This is a genomic window from Mycobacterium lentiflavum (assembly GCF_022374895.2).
Classification (GTDB): domain Bacteria; phylum Actinomycetota; class Actinomycetes; order Mycobacteriales; family Mycobacteriaceae; genus Mycobacterium; species Mycobacterium lentiflavum.
In genome coordinates, this window is record NZ_CP092423.2 from 383,465 (window position 1) to 398,418 (window position 14,954).

The 14,954-nt window shown below is 66.1% G+C and carries 14 protein-coding genes; 13 read left to right on the forward strand and 1 reads right to left on the reverse strand.

The annotated features are described in order from the left end of the window. Positions 1-96 precede the first annotated feature (96 nt). Genes MJO58_RS01890 through MJO58_RS01950 form a run of 13 tightly spaced genes read left to right on the forward strand, consistent with a single transcriptional unit; the run spans position 97 to position 13,830 of the window. Entirely contained in the window at positions 97-915 is an 819-nt protein-coding gene (locus MJO58_RS01890; RefSeq protein WP_434086292.1) for an MlaE family ABC transporter permease, read from the forward strand. A gap of 1 nt (position 916) precedes the next feature. After that, positions 917-1,786 carry an MlaE family ABC transporter permease gene (locus tag MJO58_RS01895; protein ID WP_090598526.1) on the forward strand — a complete coding sequence of 290 codons (870 nt, stop codon included), beginning with the start codon at positions 917-919 and terminating at the stop codon, positions 1,784-1,786. Between the two features lie 4 nt (positions 1,787-1,790). Beyond that, positions 1,791-3,092 (forward strand): MCE family protein, encoded by a 1,302-nt coding sequence (locus tag MJO58_RS01900; RefSeq protein ID WP_090598527.1) that lies wholly within the window; start codon positions 1,791-1,793, stop codon positions 3,090-3,092. Next, positions 3,089-4,129, forward strand: coding sequence for a virulence factor Mce family protein (locus MJO58_RS01905; RefSeq protein WP_239721856.1), 1,041 nt, complete (start codon positions 3,089-3,091; stop codon positions 4,127-4,129). Before MJO58_RS01900 ends, MJO58_RS01905 begins: the two co-directional genes overlap by 4 nt. Continuing rightward, entirely contained in the window at positions 4,126-5,715 is a 1,590-nt protein-coding gene (locus MJO58_RS01910) for a virulence factor Mce family protein (RefSeq protein ID WP_090598532.1), read from the forward strand. Before MJO58_RS01905 ends, MJO58_RS01910 begins: the two co-directional genes overlap by 4 nt. Further along, positions 5,712-7,325 carry an MCE family protein gene (locus tag MJO58_RS01915; RefSeq protein WP_090598534.1) on the forward strand — a complete coding sequence of 538 codons (1,614 nt, stop codon included), beginning with the start codon at positions 5,712-5,714 and terminating at the stop codon, positions 7,323-7,325. Before MJO58_RS01910 ends, MJO58_RS01915 begins: the two co-directional genes overlap by 4 nt. Next, positions 7,322-8,485: a virulence factor Mce family protein gene (locus MJO58_RS01920; RefSeq protein WP_090598536.1), complete on the forward strand. Its 1,164-nt coding sequence runs from the start codon at positions 7,322-7,324 to the stop codon at positions 8,483-8,485. The genes MJO58_RS01915 and MJO58_RS01920 overlap by 4 nt, the downstream gene beginning before the upstream one ends. Beyond that, positions 8,479-10,029 carry a virulence factor Mce family protein gene (locus MJO58_RS01925; RefSeq protein WP_239721857.1) on the forward strand — a complete coding sequence of 517 codons (1,551 nt, stop codon included), beginning with the start codon at positions 8,479-8,481 and terminating at the stop codon, positions 10,027-10,029. Before MJO58_RS01920 ends, MJO58_RS01925 begins: the two co-directional genes overlap by 7 nt. After that, positions 9,999-10,880 carry an Rv1363c family protein gene (locus MJO58_RS01930; protein WP_239721858.1) on the forward strand — a complete coding sequence of 294 codons (882 nt, stop codon included), beginning with the start codon at positions 9,999-10,001 and terminating at the stop codon, positions 10,878-10,880. Before MJO58_RS01925 ends, MJO58_RS01930 begins: the two co-directional genes overlap by 31 nt. Then, the gene (locus MJO58_RS01935) at positions 10,877-11,845 is read left to right on the forward strand and encodes an RDD family protein (protein WP_239721859.1); all 969 of its coding nucleotides are present in this window, start codon (positions 10,877-10,879) and stop codon (positions 11,843-11,845) included. Before MJO58_RS01930 ends, MJO58_RS01935 begins: the two co-directional genes overlap by 4 nt. After that, complete coding sequence (locus MJO58_RS01940) at positions 11,842-12,399, forward strand: Rv1363c family protein (RefSeq protein WP_175364331.1); 558 nt, start codon at positions 11,842-11,844, stop codon at positions 12,397-12,399. Before MJO58_RS01935 ends, MJO58_RS01940 begins: the two co-directional genes overlap by 4 nt. Next, positions 12,366-13,073, forward strand: a complete 708-nt coding sequence (locus MJO58_RS01945; RefSeq protein ID WP_239721860.1) for a mammalian cell entry protein — start codon at positions 12,366-12,368, stop codon at positions 13,071-13,073. Before MJO58_RS01940 ends, MJO58_RS01945 begins: the two co-directional genes overlap by 34 nt. A 37-nt stretch (positions 13,074-13,110) precedes the next feature. Beyond that, on the forward strand, positions 13,111-13,830 hold the full coding sequence (locus MJO58_RS01950) for a YoaK family protein (RefSeq protein WP_090598549.1): 720 nt from the start codon (positions 13,111-13,113) through the stop codon (positions 13,828-13,830). Here MJO58_RS01950 and MJO58_RS01955 read toward each other — a convergent pair. Next, the gene (locus MJO58_RS01955; protein ID WP_239723133.1) at positions 13,827-14,936 is read right to left on the reverse strand and encodes a phosphodiester glycosidase family protein; all 1,110 of its coding nucleotides are present in this window, start codon (positions 14,934-14,936) and stop codon (positions 13,827-13,829) included. The genes MJO58_RS01950 and MJO58_RS01955 overlap by 4 nt on opposite strands. Positions 14,937-14,954: the final 18 nt, after the last annotated feature.

A 14,954-nucleotide genomic window follows, 5' to 3' on the forward strand; every position in this document is an offset into this window, starting at 1 on the left:
GGAGTCGGTGATCACACATGTGGGTCCGGGGCAAGGTGGGGGCGTGCGAGACGATTCGCCGCGCCGTGGGGCGGGCGGCGCCGGCATGAGGGGGCAGTGGTGACTTCGACGTCTGCGGGCGGGCGGGGCCCCTACCTCGTCGGCTACCTGCGCGACCAGCTGGAGACGCCGCTGACGCTGATCGGCGGGTTCTTCCGGATGTGTGTCCTGACCGGCGGGGCGTTGTTCCGCCGGCCCTTCCAGTGGCGCGAGTTCGTCCTGCAGTGCTGGTTCATCATGCGGGTCGCGTTCCTGCCGACCGTCTTCGTCTCGATCCCGCTGACCGTGCTGCTGATCTTCACGCTCAACGTGCTGCTGGCCCAGTTCGGTGCCGCCGACCTGTCCGGCGCGGGCGCGGCGATCGGTGCGGTCACCCAGCTCGGTCCGCTGACCACGGTGCTGGTGGTCGCCGGCGCCGGATCGACCGCGATCTGCGCCGACCTGGGCGCACGCACCATCCGCGAGGAAATCGACGCGATGGAGGTGCTCGGCATCGACCCGATCCACCGCCTGGTGGTGCCCCGGGTGATCGCCGCGACCCTGGTCGCCACGCTGCTCAACGGCCTGGTCATCACCGTCGGCCTGGTGGGCGGCTACCTGTTCGGGGTGTATCTGCAGAACGTCTCCGGGGGCGCCTACCTGGCCACCCTGACCACGATCACCGGCCTGCCCGAGGTCGTCATCGCGACCCTCAAGGCCGCGATCTTCGGCCTGATCGCCGGCCTGGTCGGCTGCTACCGCGGCCTGACCGTGCGAGGCGGTTCGAAGGGCCTGGGCACCGCCGTCAACGAAACCGTGGTGCTCTGCGTCGTCGCGCTGTACGCGGTGAACGTCATCTTGACAACGATCGGTGTGCGATTCGGGACGGGACACTGACATGACAAACGTCGCCGTACTGCGCGCCCGGTTCCCGCGGGCAGCCGAAAACCTGAACCGCTACGGCGGTGCCGCCGGCCGCGGGCTCGACGACATCGGCCGGATGGCCTGGTTCGCAATGACCTGCATCGCGCACGTGCCGCACGCGCTGCGCAACTACCGCAAGGAAACGCTGCGGTTGATCGCCCAGATCGGCATGGGCACCGGTGCCATGGCCGTCGTCGGTGGCACCGTCGCCATCGTCGGCTTCGTCACGCTGTCCGGTAGCTCGCTGGTCGCGATCCAGGGTTTCGCGTCGCTGGGCAACATCGGCGTCGAGGCGTTCACCGGGTTCTTCGCCGCGCTGATCAACGTGCGCATTGCCGCTCCGGTCGTCACCGGCATCGCGATGGCTGCCACCGTCGGCGCGGGCGCCACCGCGGAGCTCGGGGCGATGCGGATCAGCGAGGAGATCGACGCCCTGGAAGTGATGGGCATCAAGTCGATCTCGTTCCTGGCCACCACGCGGTTCATGGCCGGGCTGGTCGTGATCATCCCGATCTACGCGCTGGCGATGATCATGTGCTTCCTGTCGCCGCAGATCACCACGACGGTGCTCTACGGGCAGTCCAACGGAACCTATGACCACTACTTCCGGACGTTCCTGCGCCCCGACGACGTGTTCTGGTCGTTCCTGGAGGCCATCATCATCACCGCGGTCGTGATGATCACGCACTGCTTCTACGGCTACAACGCCGGCGGCGGGCCCGTCGGCGTCGGCGAGGCCGTTGGTCGATCGATGCGATTCTCTTTGGTCTCGGTGCAGGTTGTGGTGTTGTCGGCCGCGTTGGCGCTGTACGGCGTCAACCCGAACTTCGCCTTAACGGTGTAACTCCATGACCCGACCCGGAAAGACGAACGCAGCGCGGACCCCGCCCTACAAATTGGCGGGCGTCGGCCTGTTGGTCGTCGGCGTGCTCGTCTTCGTGTTGATCTACGGGCAGTTCCGCGGCGACTTCACCCCCAAGACCCAGCTGACCATGCTGGCGTCGCGGGCGGGTCTGGTCATGGACCCGGGTTCCAAGGTCACCTACAACGGCGTCGAGATCGGGCGGGTGGCCACCATCTCCGAGATCGTCCGCGACGGTAAGCCGGCGGCGAAGTTCACCCTCGACGTCTATCCGCGGTACCTGAAGCTGATCCCGGCCAACGTGACTGCCGACATCAAGGCCACCACGGTGTTCGGCGGCAAGTACGTGTCGCTGACGACGCCGCAGAACCCGTCGACGCAACGGCTCAGCGCGTCGTCGGTGATCGACGCGAGGTCGGTGACGACGGAGATCAATACGTTGTTCCAGACCGTCACCTCGATCGCGGAAAAGGTGGATCCGGTCAAGCTGAACCTGACGCTGAGTGCGGCCGCGCAATCGCTGGCCGGCCTCGGCGACAAGTTCGGGCAGTCGATCGTCAACGGCAACGCGGTCCTCGACGACGTCAACCCGCAGATGCCGCAGATCCGCCACGACATCCAGCAGCTGGCCGGCCTCGGCGACACCTACGCCAACGCCTCGCCGGACCTGTTCGACTTCCTCAACAACGCGGTCGTCACCTCACGCACGATCAACCAGCAGCAGAAGGACCTGGACCGGGCGCTGCTATCGGCCGCCGGGTTCGGCAACACCGGCGCCGAGATCTTCGAGAAGGGCGGCCCGTACCTGGCGCGCGGCGCCGCCGACCTGGTGCCGTCGGCGCAGCTGCTGGACACCTACAGCCCGGCGATCTTCTGCACCCTGCGCAACTACCACGACATCGAACCCAAGGCCGCCTCGTTCCTCGCCGGCAACGGTTACTCGCTAAACGCCCACACCGAGGCGCTGTCCGGCCTTGGGCTGCTCGCCAACCCGGTGTCCGCGGTGGCCACGATCGCGAGCCTGGTCGGTGGCATTGCCGGGGTGGTCGGCGGGGCGCCGAACCCCTACATCTATCCCGAGAACCTGCCGCGGGTGAACGCCCGCGGTGGTCCGGGCGGTGCGCCGGGCTGCTGGCAGCACATTACGCATGACCTCTGGCCCGCTCCCGAGTTGGTGATGGACTCCGGCAACAGCATCGCGCCGTACAACCACCTCGACACCGGTTCGCCCTACGCAATCGAATACGTGTGGGGCCGTCAGGTAGGGGATAACACGATCAACCCATGAAAATCACCGGTACGCTCGTCCGACTCGGCATCTTCTCCCTGGTGCTGCTGCTCTTCACTGTGATGATCGTCGTGGTGTTCGGTCAGATGCGGTTTGACCGCACCAACGCCTACACCGCGGAGTTCAGCAACATCAGCGGGCTGCGGCAGGGCCAATTCGTCCGCGCCTCCGGCGTGGAGATCGGCAAGGTCGACTCGGTGCAGCTGGTCGACAGCGGCAAGCGCGTGCGGGTGAAGTTCAACGTGGACCGCTCGGTTCCGCTGTATCAGTCGACGACGGCGCAGATTCGCTACCTGGACCTGATCGGTAATCGGTATCTGGAACTCAAGCGCGGCGAGGGTGAAGGCGCGGACAAGGTGCTGCCGCCGGGTGGCTTCATCCCGCTGTCGCGTACCGCGCCGGCTCTGGACCTCGACGCGCTGATCGGTGGTTTCAAGCCGCTGTTCCGGGCGCTGGATCCGGAGAAGGTCAACACCATCGCGAGCGCGCTCATCACGGTGTTCCAGGGTCAAGGCGGCACGATCAACGACATCCTGGACAACACCGCGCAGCTGACGAACCAGATCGGCGAGCGTGACCAGGCCATCGGCGAGGTGATCAAGAACCTGAACGTGGTGCTGGACACGACGGTCCGGCACCGCCAGCAATTCGACCAGACCATTAACAACCTCGAGGTGCTGATCACCGGGCTCAGGGACCACGGCGATCAGCTGGCCGGCGGGACCGCACACATCAGCAATGCGGCGGGCACCGTGGCCGATCTGCTGGGCGAGGATCGGGCGCTGCTGCACAAGTCCATCAACTACCTGGACGGGATTCAGCAGCCGCTGATCGACCAGCAAGACCAACTGCAGGACTACCTCAAGAAGGTGCCGAGCGCGCTGAACATGATCGGGCGCGCCATCGGGTCGTACGGAGACTTCGTGAACTTCTACGCCTGCGACATCACGTTGAAAATCAACGGTCTGCAAGCTGGTGGTCCGGTCCGCACGGTCCGGCTCTTCCAGCAGCCGACGGGTAGGTGCACGCCGCAATGAGAACGCTGGAACCCCCGAACCGGTTTCGGATCGGCCTGATGGGCATCGTGGTCACGCTGCTCGTGATCGGCGTCGGGCAAAGCTTCACCAGTGTCCCGATCCTGATGGCCAGGCCGGCGTACTACGGGCAGTTCACCGACTCCGGCGGGATCAACGTCGGCGACAAGGTGCGCATCGCCGGCATGGACGTCGGCAAGGTTGAGGCCCTCAAGATCGACGGCGACCACATCACGATGAAGTTCTCGATCGGCACCAACACCATCGGCACCGAGAGCCGGCTGGCGATCCGGACCGACACCATCCTCGGTAAGAAGGTCATGGAGATCGAGGCGCGGGGCAACCAGCAGCTGAAACCCGGCGCCACGCTGCCATTGGGCCAGAGCACCACGCCGTATCAGATTTACGACGCGTTCTTCGACGTCACCAAGGCCGCCTCCGGCTGGAACATCGATACGGTCAAAGAGTCGCTGCACGTGCTGTCGCAGACCATCGACCAGACCTATCCGCACCTGAGCGCCGCGCTCGAGGGCGTCTCGAAGTTCTCCGACACGGTCGGCAAACGTGACGCCGAGGTCAAGCACCTGCTGGCCCAGGCCAACCAGGTGGCCAGCGTGCTGGGCGACCGCAGTGAGCAGGTCGACCGCCTGCTGGTCAACGCCAAGACGCTGCTGGCCGCGTTCAACGAGCGCGGGCAGGCCATCAACGCCCTGCTGGGCAACATCGCCGCGTTCTCCGAACAGGTCAAGGGCCTGATCAACGACAACCCGAACCTCAACCACGTGCTCGAGCAGTTGCGCACGATCAGCAAGATCCTGGTCGAGCGCAAGGACGACGTGGCAGCGGGTCTGACCGAGGTCGGCCACTTCCTGCCGTCCTTGAATGAGGCCATCGCGTCGGGGCCGTTCTTCAAGGTGGTGCTGCACAACCTGGCGCTCTACCAGATCATCCAGCCGTGGGTGGACGCCGCATTCAAGAAGCGCGGCATCGACCCGGAGAACTTCTGGCGCAGTGCCGGTCTGCCGGAATACCGCTGGCCCGACCCCAACGGCGCCCGGTTCCCCAACGGTGCACCGCCGCCGGCACCGCCGGTGCTGGAGGGCACCCCGGAGCATCCCGGACCGGCCATCCCACCCGGATCGCCGTGCTCGTACACGCCGGCCAATCCCGGCGGCAACGTCACCGTCGGCGACGAGGGTCTGCCGCGGCCGTGGAACCCGTTGCCGTGCGCCGGTGCGGCGGTCGGCCCGTTTGGGGGGCCGGGCTTCCCGGCACCCGTCGACGTTGCTGTGTCGCCGCCGAACCCGGACGGTCTGCCGCCCACGCCCGGCATCAATATCGCCGGGCGCCCGGGTGACCCGCCCCCGAACGTGCCGGGCACGCCGGTGCCGTTGCCGACCCAGGCTCCGCCGGGCGCGCGCACCGAGAACCTGGGACCGGCCGGGCCGGTGCCGCCGCCGTCGACCTTCGCTCCGGGTCTGCCGCCGGGTCCCCCGGCGCCGCCCGGACCGGGGAACCAGTTGCCGGCGCCGTTCATCAACCCCGGCGGCTCGGGCGGTAGTGGTGTCACGGGAGGTAGCCAGAATTGAGCACCATCTTTGACGTCCGCAACGTCCGGCTACCGAAGTTCTCCCGGACGACCGTGATCATCGGAGCGCTGGTCATCGTCGTCGCCCTGGTCGTCGGCTATGTCGGCTACCGGCTGTTCGAGAAGCTGACGAACAACACCGTCGTCGCCTACTTCCCGGCGGCGAACGCGCTCTACAAGGGGGACAAGGTCCAGATCATGGGCCTGCGGGTGGGCTCGATCGACAGCATCGAGCCGCTCGGCGACAAGATGAAGGTGACCTTCCACTACGAGAACAAGTACAAGGTCCCGGCCAACGCCTCGGCGGTGATCCTCAACCCCACCCTGGTGGCGTCGCGCGCGATCCAGCTGGAGCCGCCTTACAAGGGCGGACCCGTGCTGGGCGACAACGCCGTGATCCCCGAAGAGCGCACCCAGGTGCCGGTGGAGTGGGACGAACTGCGCAACAGCATCACCAACATCATCTCGAAGCTGGGTCCGACCAAGGAGCAGCCGACGGGTCCGTTCGGTGAGGTCATCTCGTCGTTCGCCGACGGCCTGGAAGGCAAGAGTAAGCAGATCAACACCGCGCTCAACAGCTTGTCGTCGGCGCTGAACGCGTTGAACGAGGGTCGCGGCGACTTCTTCGCCGTGGTGCGCAGCCTGGCGCTGTTCGTCAACGCGCTGCACGCCGATGACGCGCAGTTCGTCGCACTGAACCAGAACCTGGCGGATGTCACCGGCCGGCTGGCGAGCGATGACGGCGCCTTGAACAATGCGCTCCAGCAGTTCGACAGCCTGCTCTCGACGGTCCGGCCGTGGCTGGACAAGAACCGCGAGGTGTTGACCACCGACGTCAACAACCTGGAAACCGCGACGAACACGCTGCTGCAACCCGATTCGCTGAACGGGCTGGAGACCGCGCTGCACGTGCTGCCGACGGCCGCGGCCAACATCAATCAGATCTATCACCCGTCGCACGGGTCGGTGGTCGCCATTCCGGCGATCACGAACTTCGCGAACCCGATGCAGTTCATCTGCAGCTCGATTCAGGCCGGCAGCCGGCTCGGCTATCAGGAATCCGCCGAACTGTGCGCGCAGTACCTGGCGCCGATCCTCGACGCGATCAAGTTCAACTACCTACCGTTCGGGTTGAACCTGTTCAGCACCGCCGAGACGTTGCCCAAGGAGGTCGCGTATTCCGAAGATCGGCTGCATCCGCCGAACGGCTACAAGGACACCACCGTCCCGGGCATCTGGGTGCCGGATACGCCGACCTCGCACCGCAACACCCAGCAGGGCTGGATCGTGGCGCCGGGTATGCAAGGCCAGCAGGTCGGGCCGATCACCGCGGGCCTGATGACGCCGGAATCGCTCGAGGAGCTGATGGGCGGACCCAATATCGCACCCGTTCAGTCGAACCTGCAGACCCCGCCGGGCCCGCCAAACGCTTACGACGAGAACCCGATCCTGCCGCCTATCGGGCTGCGGGCTCCGACGCCGATCCAGCCGCCGGCACCGGGACCGGGAGTGATTCCGGGTCCCGTCGCGCCGACCCCCGCGCCGGTCGGGGCCCCGGCACCCAACGCCGGTGGTCCGGCGTCCCCCGCTGACTTCGGGGGTGGCCAGTGAACAGGTTTTCGCGGTTGATCAGGCACCGGGTCTGGCAGGGCGTGGTGCTGCTGGTCGTCGCCGCGGTGCTGAGCTCGTGTGGCTGGCGAGGCATCTCCAACGTGGCGATCCCGGGCGGTCCCGGCGACGGCCCGGGCTCCTACACCGTCTACGTGCAGGTACCGGACACCCTGGCGATCAACGGCAACAGCAAGGTGATGGTTGCCGACGTCTTCGTCGGGTCGATCAAGAAGATCGAGTTGAAGAACTGGGTGGCCACCCTGACGCTCGGCGTCAAGAGCAGCGTCAAGCTGCCGAAGAACGCCATCGCTCGGATCGGTCAGACGTCGCTGCTCGGTTCTCAGCACGTCGAGCTGGCCGCGCCGCCGAACCCGTCGCACGAACTCTTGAAAAACGGCGACACCATTCCGTTGAAGAATTCGACGTCGTATCCCACTACCGAGCAGACGCTGGCCAGTCTGTCGTTGATCTTGCGCGGCGGCGGCATCCCGAACCTGGAAGTGCTGCAGAACGAGGTCTACGACATCTTTCACGGGCGCGGCGAGCAGATCCGGTCCTTCCTCGGCAAGCTCGACACCTTTACCGCGCAGCTCAACCAGCAGCGCGACGACATCACCCACGCGATCGACTCCACCAACCGGCTGCTGGTCTATGTCGGTGGCCGGTCCGACGTCCTCGACCGAGTGCTGACCGACATCCCGCCGCTGATCAAGCATTTCGCCGACACCAGGAACCTGCTGATCAACGCGATCGACTCGGTGGGCCGACTCAGCGGGGCCGCGGATCAGTACCTGTCGGAGGCGCGCGGGCCGCTGCACACCGACCTGCAGGCGCTGCAATGCCCGCTGAAGGAACTCGGCCGCTCCTCGCCGTACCTGATCGGCGCGCTGAAGCTGATCCTGACCCAGCCGTTCGACATCGACACCGTCCCGAAGATGTTCCGCGGTGACTACGTGAACATCTCGCTGACGCTGGACGTCACCTACAGCTCGGTCGACAACGCGTTCCTCACCGGAACCGGATTGTCGGGCGCGCTACGGGCACTCGAGCAGTCCTTCGGCCGCGACCCCGAGACGATGATCCCCGACGTCCGCTACACGCCGAACCCGAATGACGCGCCCGGCGGACCGCTGGTGGAACGGGGGGACCGGAATTGCTGACTCCCTTCATTAGACGCCAGCTGTGGGCGTTCCTGGTCCTCACGATCGTCTCGCTGCTGGTGCTCGGCGTCTACTACCTGCAGGTGCCAAGCCTGATGGGGATCGGCCGGTACTCGTTGAAGGCCGAGCTGCCGGCATCGGGGGGGTTGTACCCGACGGCCAACGTGACCTATCGCGGCATCACGATTGGCAAGGTCACCGACGTCGAGCCGACCGAGCATGGCGCCGAAGCGACGATGAGCATCGACAGCCGGTACAAAATCCCGGTCGACACGATCGCGAACGTGCACTCGGTGTCGGCGGTCGGTGAGCAGTATCTGGACCTGGTCTCGACGGGTAACCCCGGAAAGTACCTCGCCGACGGGCAAACCATCAGCAAGGGAACCGTGCCCGCCGAGATCGGGCCGGCGCTCGACACGGCTAACCGCGGGCTCGAGGCATTGCCCAAGGACAAGATCGGCAAGCTGCTCGACGAAACGGCGGAGTCGGTCGGCGGCCTGGGTCCCGCGCTGCAGCGCCTGGTCGACTCCACGCAGGCGATCGTCGGCGACTTCCGGACGAACATCACCAACGTGAACGACATCATCCAGAACTCGGGACCGGTGCTGGACAGCCAGGTGAAGTCCAATGACGCGATCGAGCGCTGGGCGCGCAACCTGAACACACTGGCCGCGCAGTCCGCGCAACGCGACGCGAACGTGAAAAGCATTCTGTCCCAAGCGGCGCCGACCGCCGATCAGGTCAACGACGTGTTCAGCGACGTGCGAGAGTCGCTGCCGCAGACGCTGGCGAATCTCGAGGTCGTCTTCGACCTGCTCAAGCGCTACCACACCGGGGTGGAACAGGTGCTGGTGTTCCTGCCGCAGGGTGCCTCGATTGCGCAGACGGTGGCCGCGCCGTTCCCGAACCAGGCCGCACTCGACCTGGCACTGTCGATCAACCAGCCGCCGCCGTGTCTGACCGGCTTCATTCCCGCGCCGGAGTGGCGGGCGCCGGCCGACACCAGCATGGCGCCGCTGCCGTCGGGCACCTACTGCAAGATTCCGATGGATACGCCGGCCAACAGCGTGCGTGGCTCGCGCAACATCCCGTGTACCGACATCCCCGGAAAGCGGGCGGCCACACCCCGAGAGTGCCGGGATCCCAGACCGTACGTGCCCGCCGGGACGAACCCCTGGTTCGGTGACCCGAACCAGATTCTGACCTGCCCGGCGCCGGGAGCGCGATGCGATCAGTCGGTGCGCCCCGGCATGGTGATCCCCGCGCCGTCGATCAACAACGGCATGAACCCGGCTCCTTCGGACCGGGTCGCGGGGACGCCGCCGCCGACCAGTGATCCTTTGACCCGACCCGGGCAAGGTACCGTGCAGTGCAACGGACAGCAGCCCAACCCGTGTGTCTACACGCCCTTTGGACCTCCCTCGGCGGTATACAGTCCCCAGAGCGGTGAACTGGTAGGGCCCGACGGCGTCAAATACTCCGTCGAAAACTCGACCAAAACAGGAGACGACGGATGGAAGGAGATGCTGGCACCAGCCGGCTGAACCCACCACCGATGTCGATGCTTAGTCGTCTACGTCGGAGACGGCCGAAGAAATCGGACGACGTCACCGACGAGACAAACACCGAGGTGACGGCCGAGGATTCGCCAGAATCCGAGGTCGGAGCCGAGCAGACCGACCCCGAGGTGACGGCCGAGGATTCGCCAGAATCCGAGGTCGGAGCCGAGCAGACCGACCCCGAGGTGACGGCCGAGGATTCGCCCGCCGAGGCGCCGGAACCTCCCGAGTCCGCCACCGACGCCGCGCCCGCGGCCGACGATGCCGAACAGCCGGAAGCCGACGGCGAGCAAACCGACACCGACGCCGCGCCCGAGGCGGATGCCGAACGGCGCCCCCCGTCGGCCCTGGGCCGCGGCTGGCTGGCCGGCATCGCTGCGACCCTGATTGTGCTGGCCGGTGCCGTCGGCACCGGTGGTTACCTGGCGATGCGCTACCACCACGAGAGCCAGGCCATCGCGCGCAACAACGCCGCGGCGCTCAAGGCGGCGATCGAGTGCGTGTCCGCCACGCAGGCGCCCGACACCAACGCGATGATCGCCAGCGAGCAGAAGATCATCGAATGCGGTACCGACGCTTTCCGTGAACAGGCCATGGTCTACACCGGCATGCTCGTGCAGGCCTATCAGTCCGCGAACATCCACGTCCAGGTCTCGGATGTGCGTGGAGCCGTCGAGCGCAACAACAAAGACGGTTCGATCGACGTGCTCGTGGCGATGCGCGTCCAGGTGGTCGCCGATCAATCACAGAACGAAACTGGCTATCGGCTTCGGGTGAGAATGGCGCTGGACGAAGGCCAGTACCGGATCGCCAGGCTCGACCAGGTGACGAAGTGACGCTGGTGGTCGAGGAAACTCAGACCACGGTCCCCCAAGTGTCATCAGAGAATGCCTTGGCGCCCTGGCATATTCGCGCGTGCGCGTTCGCCGTCGACGTCCTGCCCGCCACCGCGGTGGCGACCACGATGGCGTTGGTGTCGTTCACCGTGCCGCCGCAAGGGGTGTGGTGGTGGCTGAGCAGCTGCGTCCTCGGTATCGCAATCCTGGCGATGTTGGTCAACCGGCTGCTGCTGCCGACCATCTACGACTGGAGCCTAGGCCGCGCACTGTGTGGAATCGCGGTGGTACACCGTGACGGCACCGTCATCGGCGCCTGGGGCTTGCTGCTGCGGGATCTGGCGCACCTGCTCGACACCGTGTCGGTGGTGGGATGGCTTTGGCCGCTGTGGGATTCGCAACGCCGCACCTTCGCCGATATGCTGCTGCGCACGGACGTGCGAGGCGCGCAGACACCGCGGCCCGACGTCATCCGGCGGTGGACGATCATCGCGGTGCTGACCGCGACCGCACTGTGCGTGGCGGGCGGCGCCGTGAGCTACGGGGTGGTCTACTCCCGCGATCAGCAGACCGATCAAACGCGGGCCGAGATCTCGATACAGGGGCCCAAGATCGTCGCGCAGATGCTGACTTACGATCCGAAGACGCTGTCCGACGATTTCAAGCGGGCCCAGTCGCTGGCGACCGATAACTACCGCGGCCCGCTCAAGGCGCAGCAGGACATCGTCCAAAAGGGAAACCCGGTCATCAACGAGTACTGGGTGACCGACGGCTCGATCGAGTCGGCGTCGCCGGATCGCGCGACGATGCTGTTGTTCATGCAGGGCCGGCGCGGCGCGGCGCCCCAGGAGCGCTACATCACCGCGACTGTGCGGGTGAATTTCGTCAAGGACGCCGGCGGCCATTGGCTGGTCGACAACCTCACCGTGCTGACCAAGCCGAAGCCGCCGGGGAACGGAAAATGAGCCCCCGCAGAAGGTTTGAGCCCGGTGAGGGTGCGCTACTCGTCGCGACGGATCCCCAGATGCGGCGCCGGCGGTGGGGGTTACCCGTCGCGAGTACCGTCGCGGCGGTGTTGACGACAGCGGCGATCACGCTGTCTACCTTGATGCTGATCTCCCACGAATCCCGTGAGCACGAGGCCTCCAAGACCCGCGAGGTGCTCAACTACGTGACGGGGTTCATGACGCAGTTCACTTCGCTTGACCCGTATCACGCCAACGACTACGTCATGCGGATAATGGCCCAGGCGACAGGCGATTTCGCCAAGCAGTATCACGACAAGGCCAACGAGATCCTGCTGCAGGTTGCGCGTGCGGAACCAGCGACCGGCACCATCCTGGGCGCCGCGGTGGAACGGTGGAACGACGACGGCAGCGCCACCGTCATGGTGGCGACCGAGGTCACGTCCAAGTCGCCGGATCAAAAGCAGGTATTCGAGAACACCAATCGTTGGACGGCAACTGCTACGCGGGAAGGGAATCAGTGGAAGATAAGCAGCCTGCTGCAGGTGATCTGACCGCCGAGGCGGCCTCCGACGACGCCGCTGAACACGACGAAAACACCTACACGGCAACGGAATCCGCCAAAGAGTCGGCGAAGCCTGAAGAGCGCGACGCCGACGCCGACGAATCCGCCGCGGCGGCCCAAGAGGGCGGACGCAAGCGTCGCAAACTGCTGGCCGGCAAATGGATGGCCATCGTCGTAGTGGTGGCCGCACTGCTGTTCGTCGGCTCCGCGGCGTTCGCGGGCGCGGCCATGCAGCCGTATCTGGCCGACCGCGCCACGGCGGCAACCAAGCTCAACGTGGCCCGCACCGCGGCCAACGCGATCACAACGCTGTGGACCTACACGCCGGAGAACATGGACAGCCTCGCCGATCGTGCGTCGGCATACCTCAGCGGTGACTTCGAGGCCCAGTACCGCAAATTCGTCGACGCGATCGTGGCCCCGAACAAGCAGGCCAAGATCACCAACCGGACTCAAGTCACCGGTGCGGCGGTCGAATCGCTCGATGGCCCGAACGCGGTCGTCATCGTCTACACCAACACCACCTCGACCAGCCCGCTTACCAAGGACATCCCGGCGCTGAAGTATCTGTCCTATCGGCTGTTCATGAAGCGCGCGAACGGGCGCTGGCTGGTGACCAGGATGACGACCGTCACCTCCCTGGACCTCACGCCGCATCCGTAGTCCGGTCGAACCGAGACCGCCGAAATATACTGCACCCGTGGATTTCAAGGCGTCGCCGGTATCCGAGCGGTCGACCGTCGTGGCCCTGTTGCTGTTGACCTTCGCCACCGGATTGGCCGACGCGATCAGCGTCTTGGTACTCGGCCACGTGTTCGTCGCCAACATGACCGGCAACGTGATCTTCCTTGGCTTCTGGCTCGCTCCGCGCACCAACGTCGACTTGACGGCGGTTGTGGTGGCGCTGCCCACCTTCGTGATCACCACCATCCTCAGTGGCAGGCTGACCCGCTATTTCGGTAGTAGGACGCGCCCGTGGATCACCACCGTGCTGTCGTTGGAGCTCGTGTTGCTGATCGTGTTGTCGATACTGGCCGGCTCCGGTGTACTGCACTATCACGACGACACCAAGCTCATCGTCATCGGCTTCCTCGCGGTGACGTTCGGTCTGCAGCATTCGAGCGCACGCCAGTTCGGCATCCAAGAGCTCTCCACCACCGTGTTGACGGCGACGATCGTCAGTCTCGGTATGGACAGCCGACTGTCCGGGGGCACGGGTGCGCGCGAAAATCTGCGTCTCACTGTCGTTTCGACGATGTGTGCCGGTGCGTTCGCCGGCGCGACGATCTCACGATTCGTCATCGCCCCGGTATTCAGCCTCATCGCGGTGCTGGTCGCGGTCAGCCTGCTGATCTTCCGGTTCGGGCCGCCGGCCACCGAACCCGCGGTGACCGCGACGGCCGAGCCGGCTGACGGTTAGTTGAAGGCCAGCCAGCTGGGCAGGGCGCGCTCGTGGGAGTCGCAGAGCACCTGACGGGTGTCGCACGACCCACGCGGCGAACCCGCGCCGGCCCACATGCCGCCCGTGTCGCGACGCAGCACGATCGCCGAGGAGCCGCCGCCGTCCAGCAGGATCGCGGAATCACTGCCCAGTCCGCGGAACAGGTCTTGCATGTTGTCCGGCGTGTAGCTGCCGCCCTCGAAGATGTACATCTCGTCGCGCTGCTTCACATAGGCCAGGGCGGTACGCGCCGCGCTGGGACCACCGTCGTGCAGCTGTTGGGTCTGGCCCGGCGCCAGCAGCCCGATCCCGGACACCGCGACGAACTTCTCGTTCTTGTTCAGCAGGTCGGCGACCACCGGGGTGGCGGCGTCGTAGTCGTTCTTGCTGCGCGGCCACACCACGTACGGCGCTCCACCGGTCGGCAGGATCATCGTCGTCAGCGAGGACCAGCTTTCGCCACCGCCGGAAAGCCCTTGCTTGCCGGGGTAGGCCGCGGTACCGGTGACAGCCTGGTTGGCGCGGCCTTGCCCGTTCGTGTTGTCCACGAACGCGCCGAGCGGTGAGCTGCAGCCGGTCTGACGCCACGAACCGGCCTTCTGCCCGCGCACATCGAAGAAGTTGGCGTTGATCGCGATGGTCGGCTGCCCCATCCGCTGCCATGCCTGCAGCGGCGCGTACAGCTCCGAGGCCTGCCACAGTCCTTCGCCGGTACGGGCCCCGGGGTTGTTCTCGCAGCGGGCCTGGTCACCCCGGTGGGTGTCGACCAACAGGTGCGGCGCCAGGCGTTCTGCCGCGTTCTTGATGATCATCAGGTGGCCGCCGTTGTTCATCTCGTACCAGCGGCCGCCGGCGTCCATCAGCGGCGTGGGATGGCCGGGACCGAAGTTGTAGACCAGATACGACCCCTTGGTGGCGCCGATCGCGCTGGCGAGCAGCTCGCGGGCATCAGCGGCGTGCGCGACGGGCGGTGCGACGGTGCTCGTTAGCAGGATGCAGGCGAGCATTGTGGTGACGCTTGCCGCCAGTCGGCGCAACCTGGTGCGTCGTGTCAGCACGGCAGCCCTTTCGGCCCTTATGTGGATGCAACATTCACAGCATCA

What these genes read in the sequence shown, in the direction of transcription:
- MJO58_RS01895 (WP_090598526.1), top strand. Translation starts at nt 917, where the DNA reads ATGACAAACGTCGCCGTACTGCGCGCCCGGTTCCCGCGGGCAGCCGAA.
- MJO58_RS01900 (WP_090598527.1), top strand. Translation starts at nt 1,791, where the DNA reads ATGACCCGACCCGGAAAGACGAACGCAGCGCGGACCCCGCCCTACAAA.
- MJO58_RS01905 (WP_239721856.1), top strand. Translation starts at nt 3,089, where the DNA reads ATGAAAATCACCGGTACGCTCGTCCGACTCGGCATCTTCTCCCTGGTG.
- MJO58_RS01910 (WP_090598532.1), top strand. Translation starts at nt 4,126, where the DNA reads ATGAGAACGCTGGAACCCCCGAACCGGTTTCGGATCGGCCTGATGGGC.
- MJO58_RS01930 (WP_239721858.1), top strand. Translation starts at nt 9,999, where the DNA reads ATGGAAGGAGATGCTGGCACCAGCCGGCTGAACCCACCACCGATGTCG.
- MJO58_RS01940 (WP_175364331.1), top strand. Translation starts at nt 11,842, where the DNA reads ATGAGCCCCCGCAGAAGGTTTGAGCCCGGTGAGGGTGCGCTACTCGTC.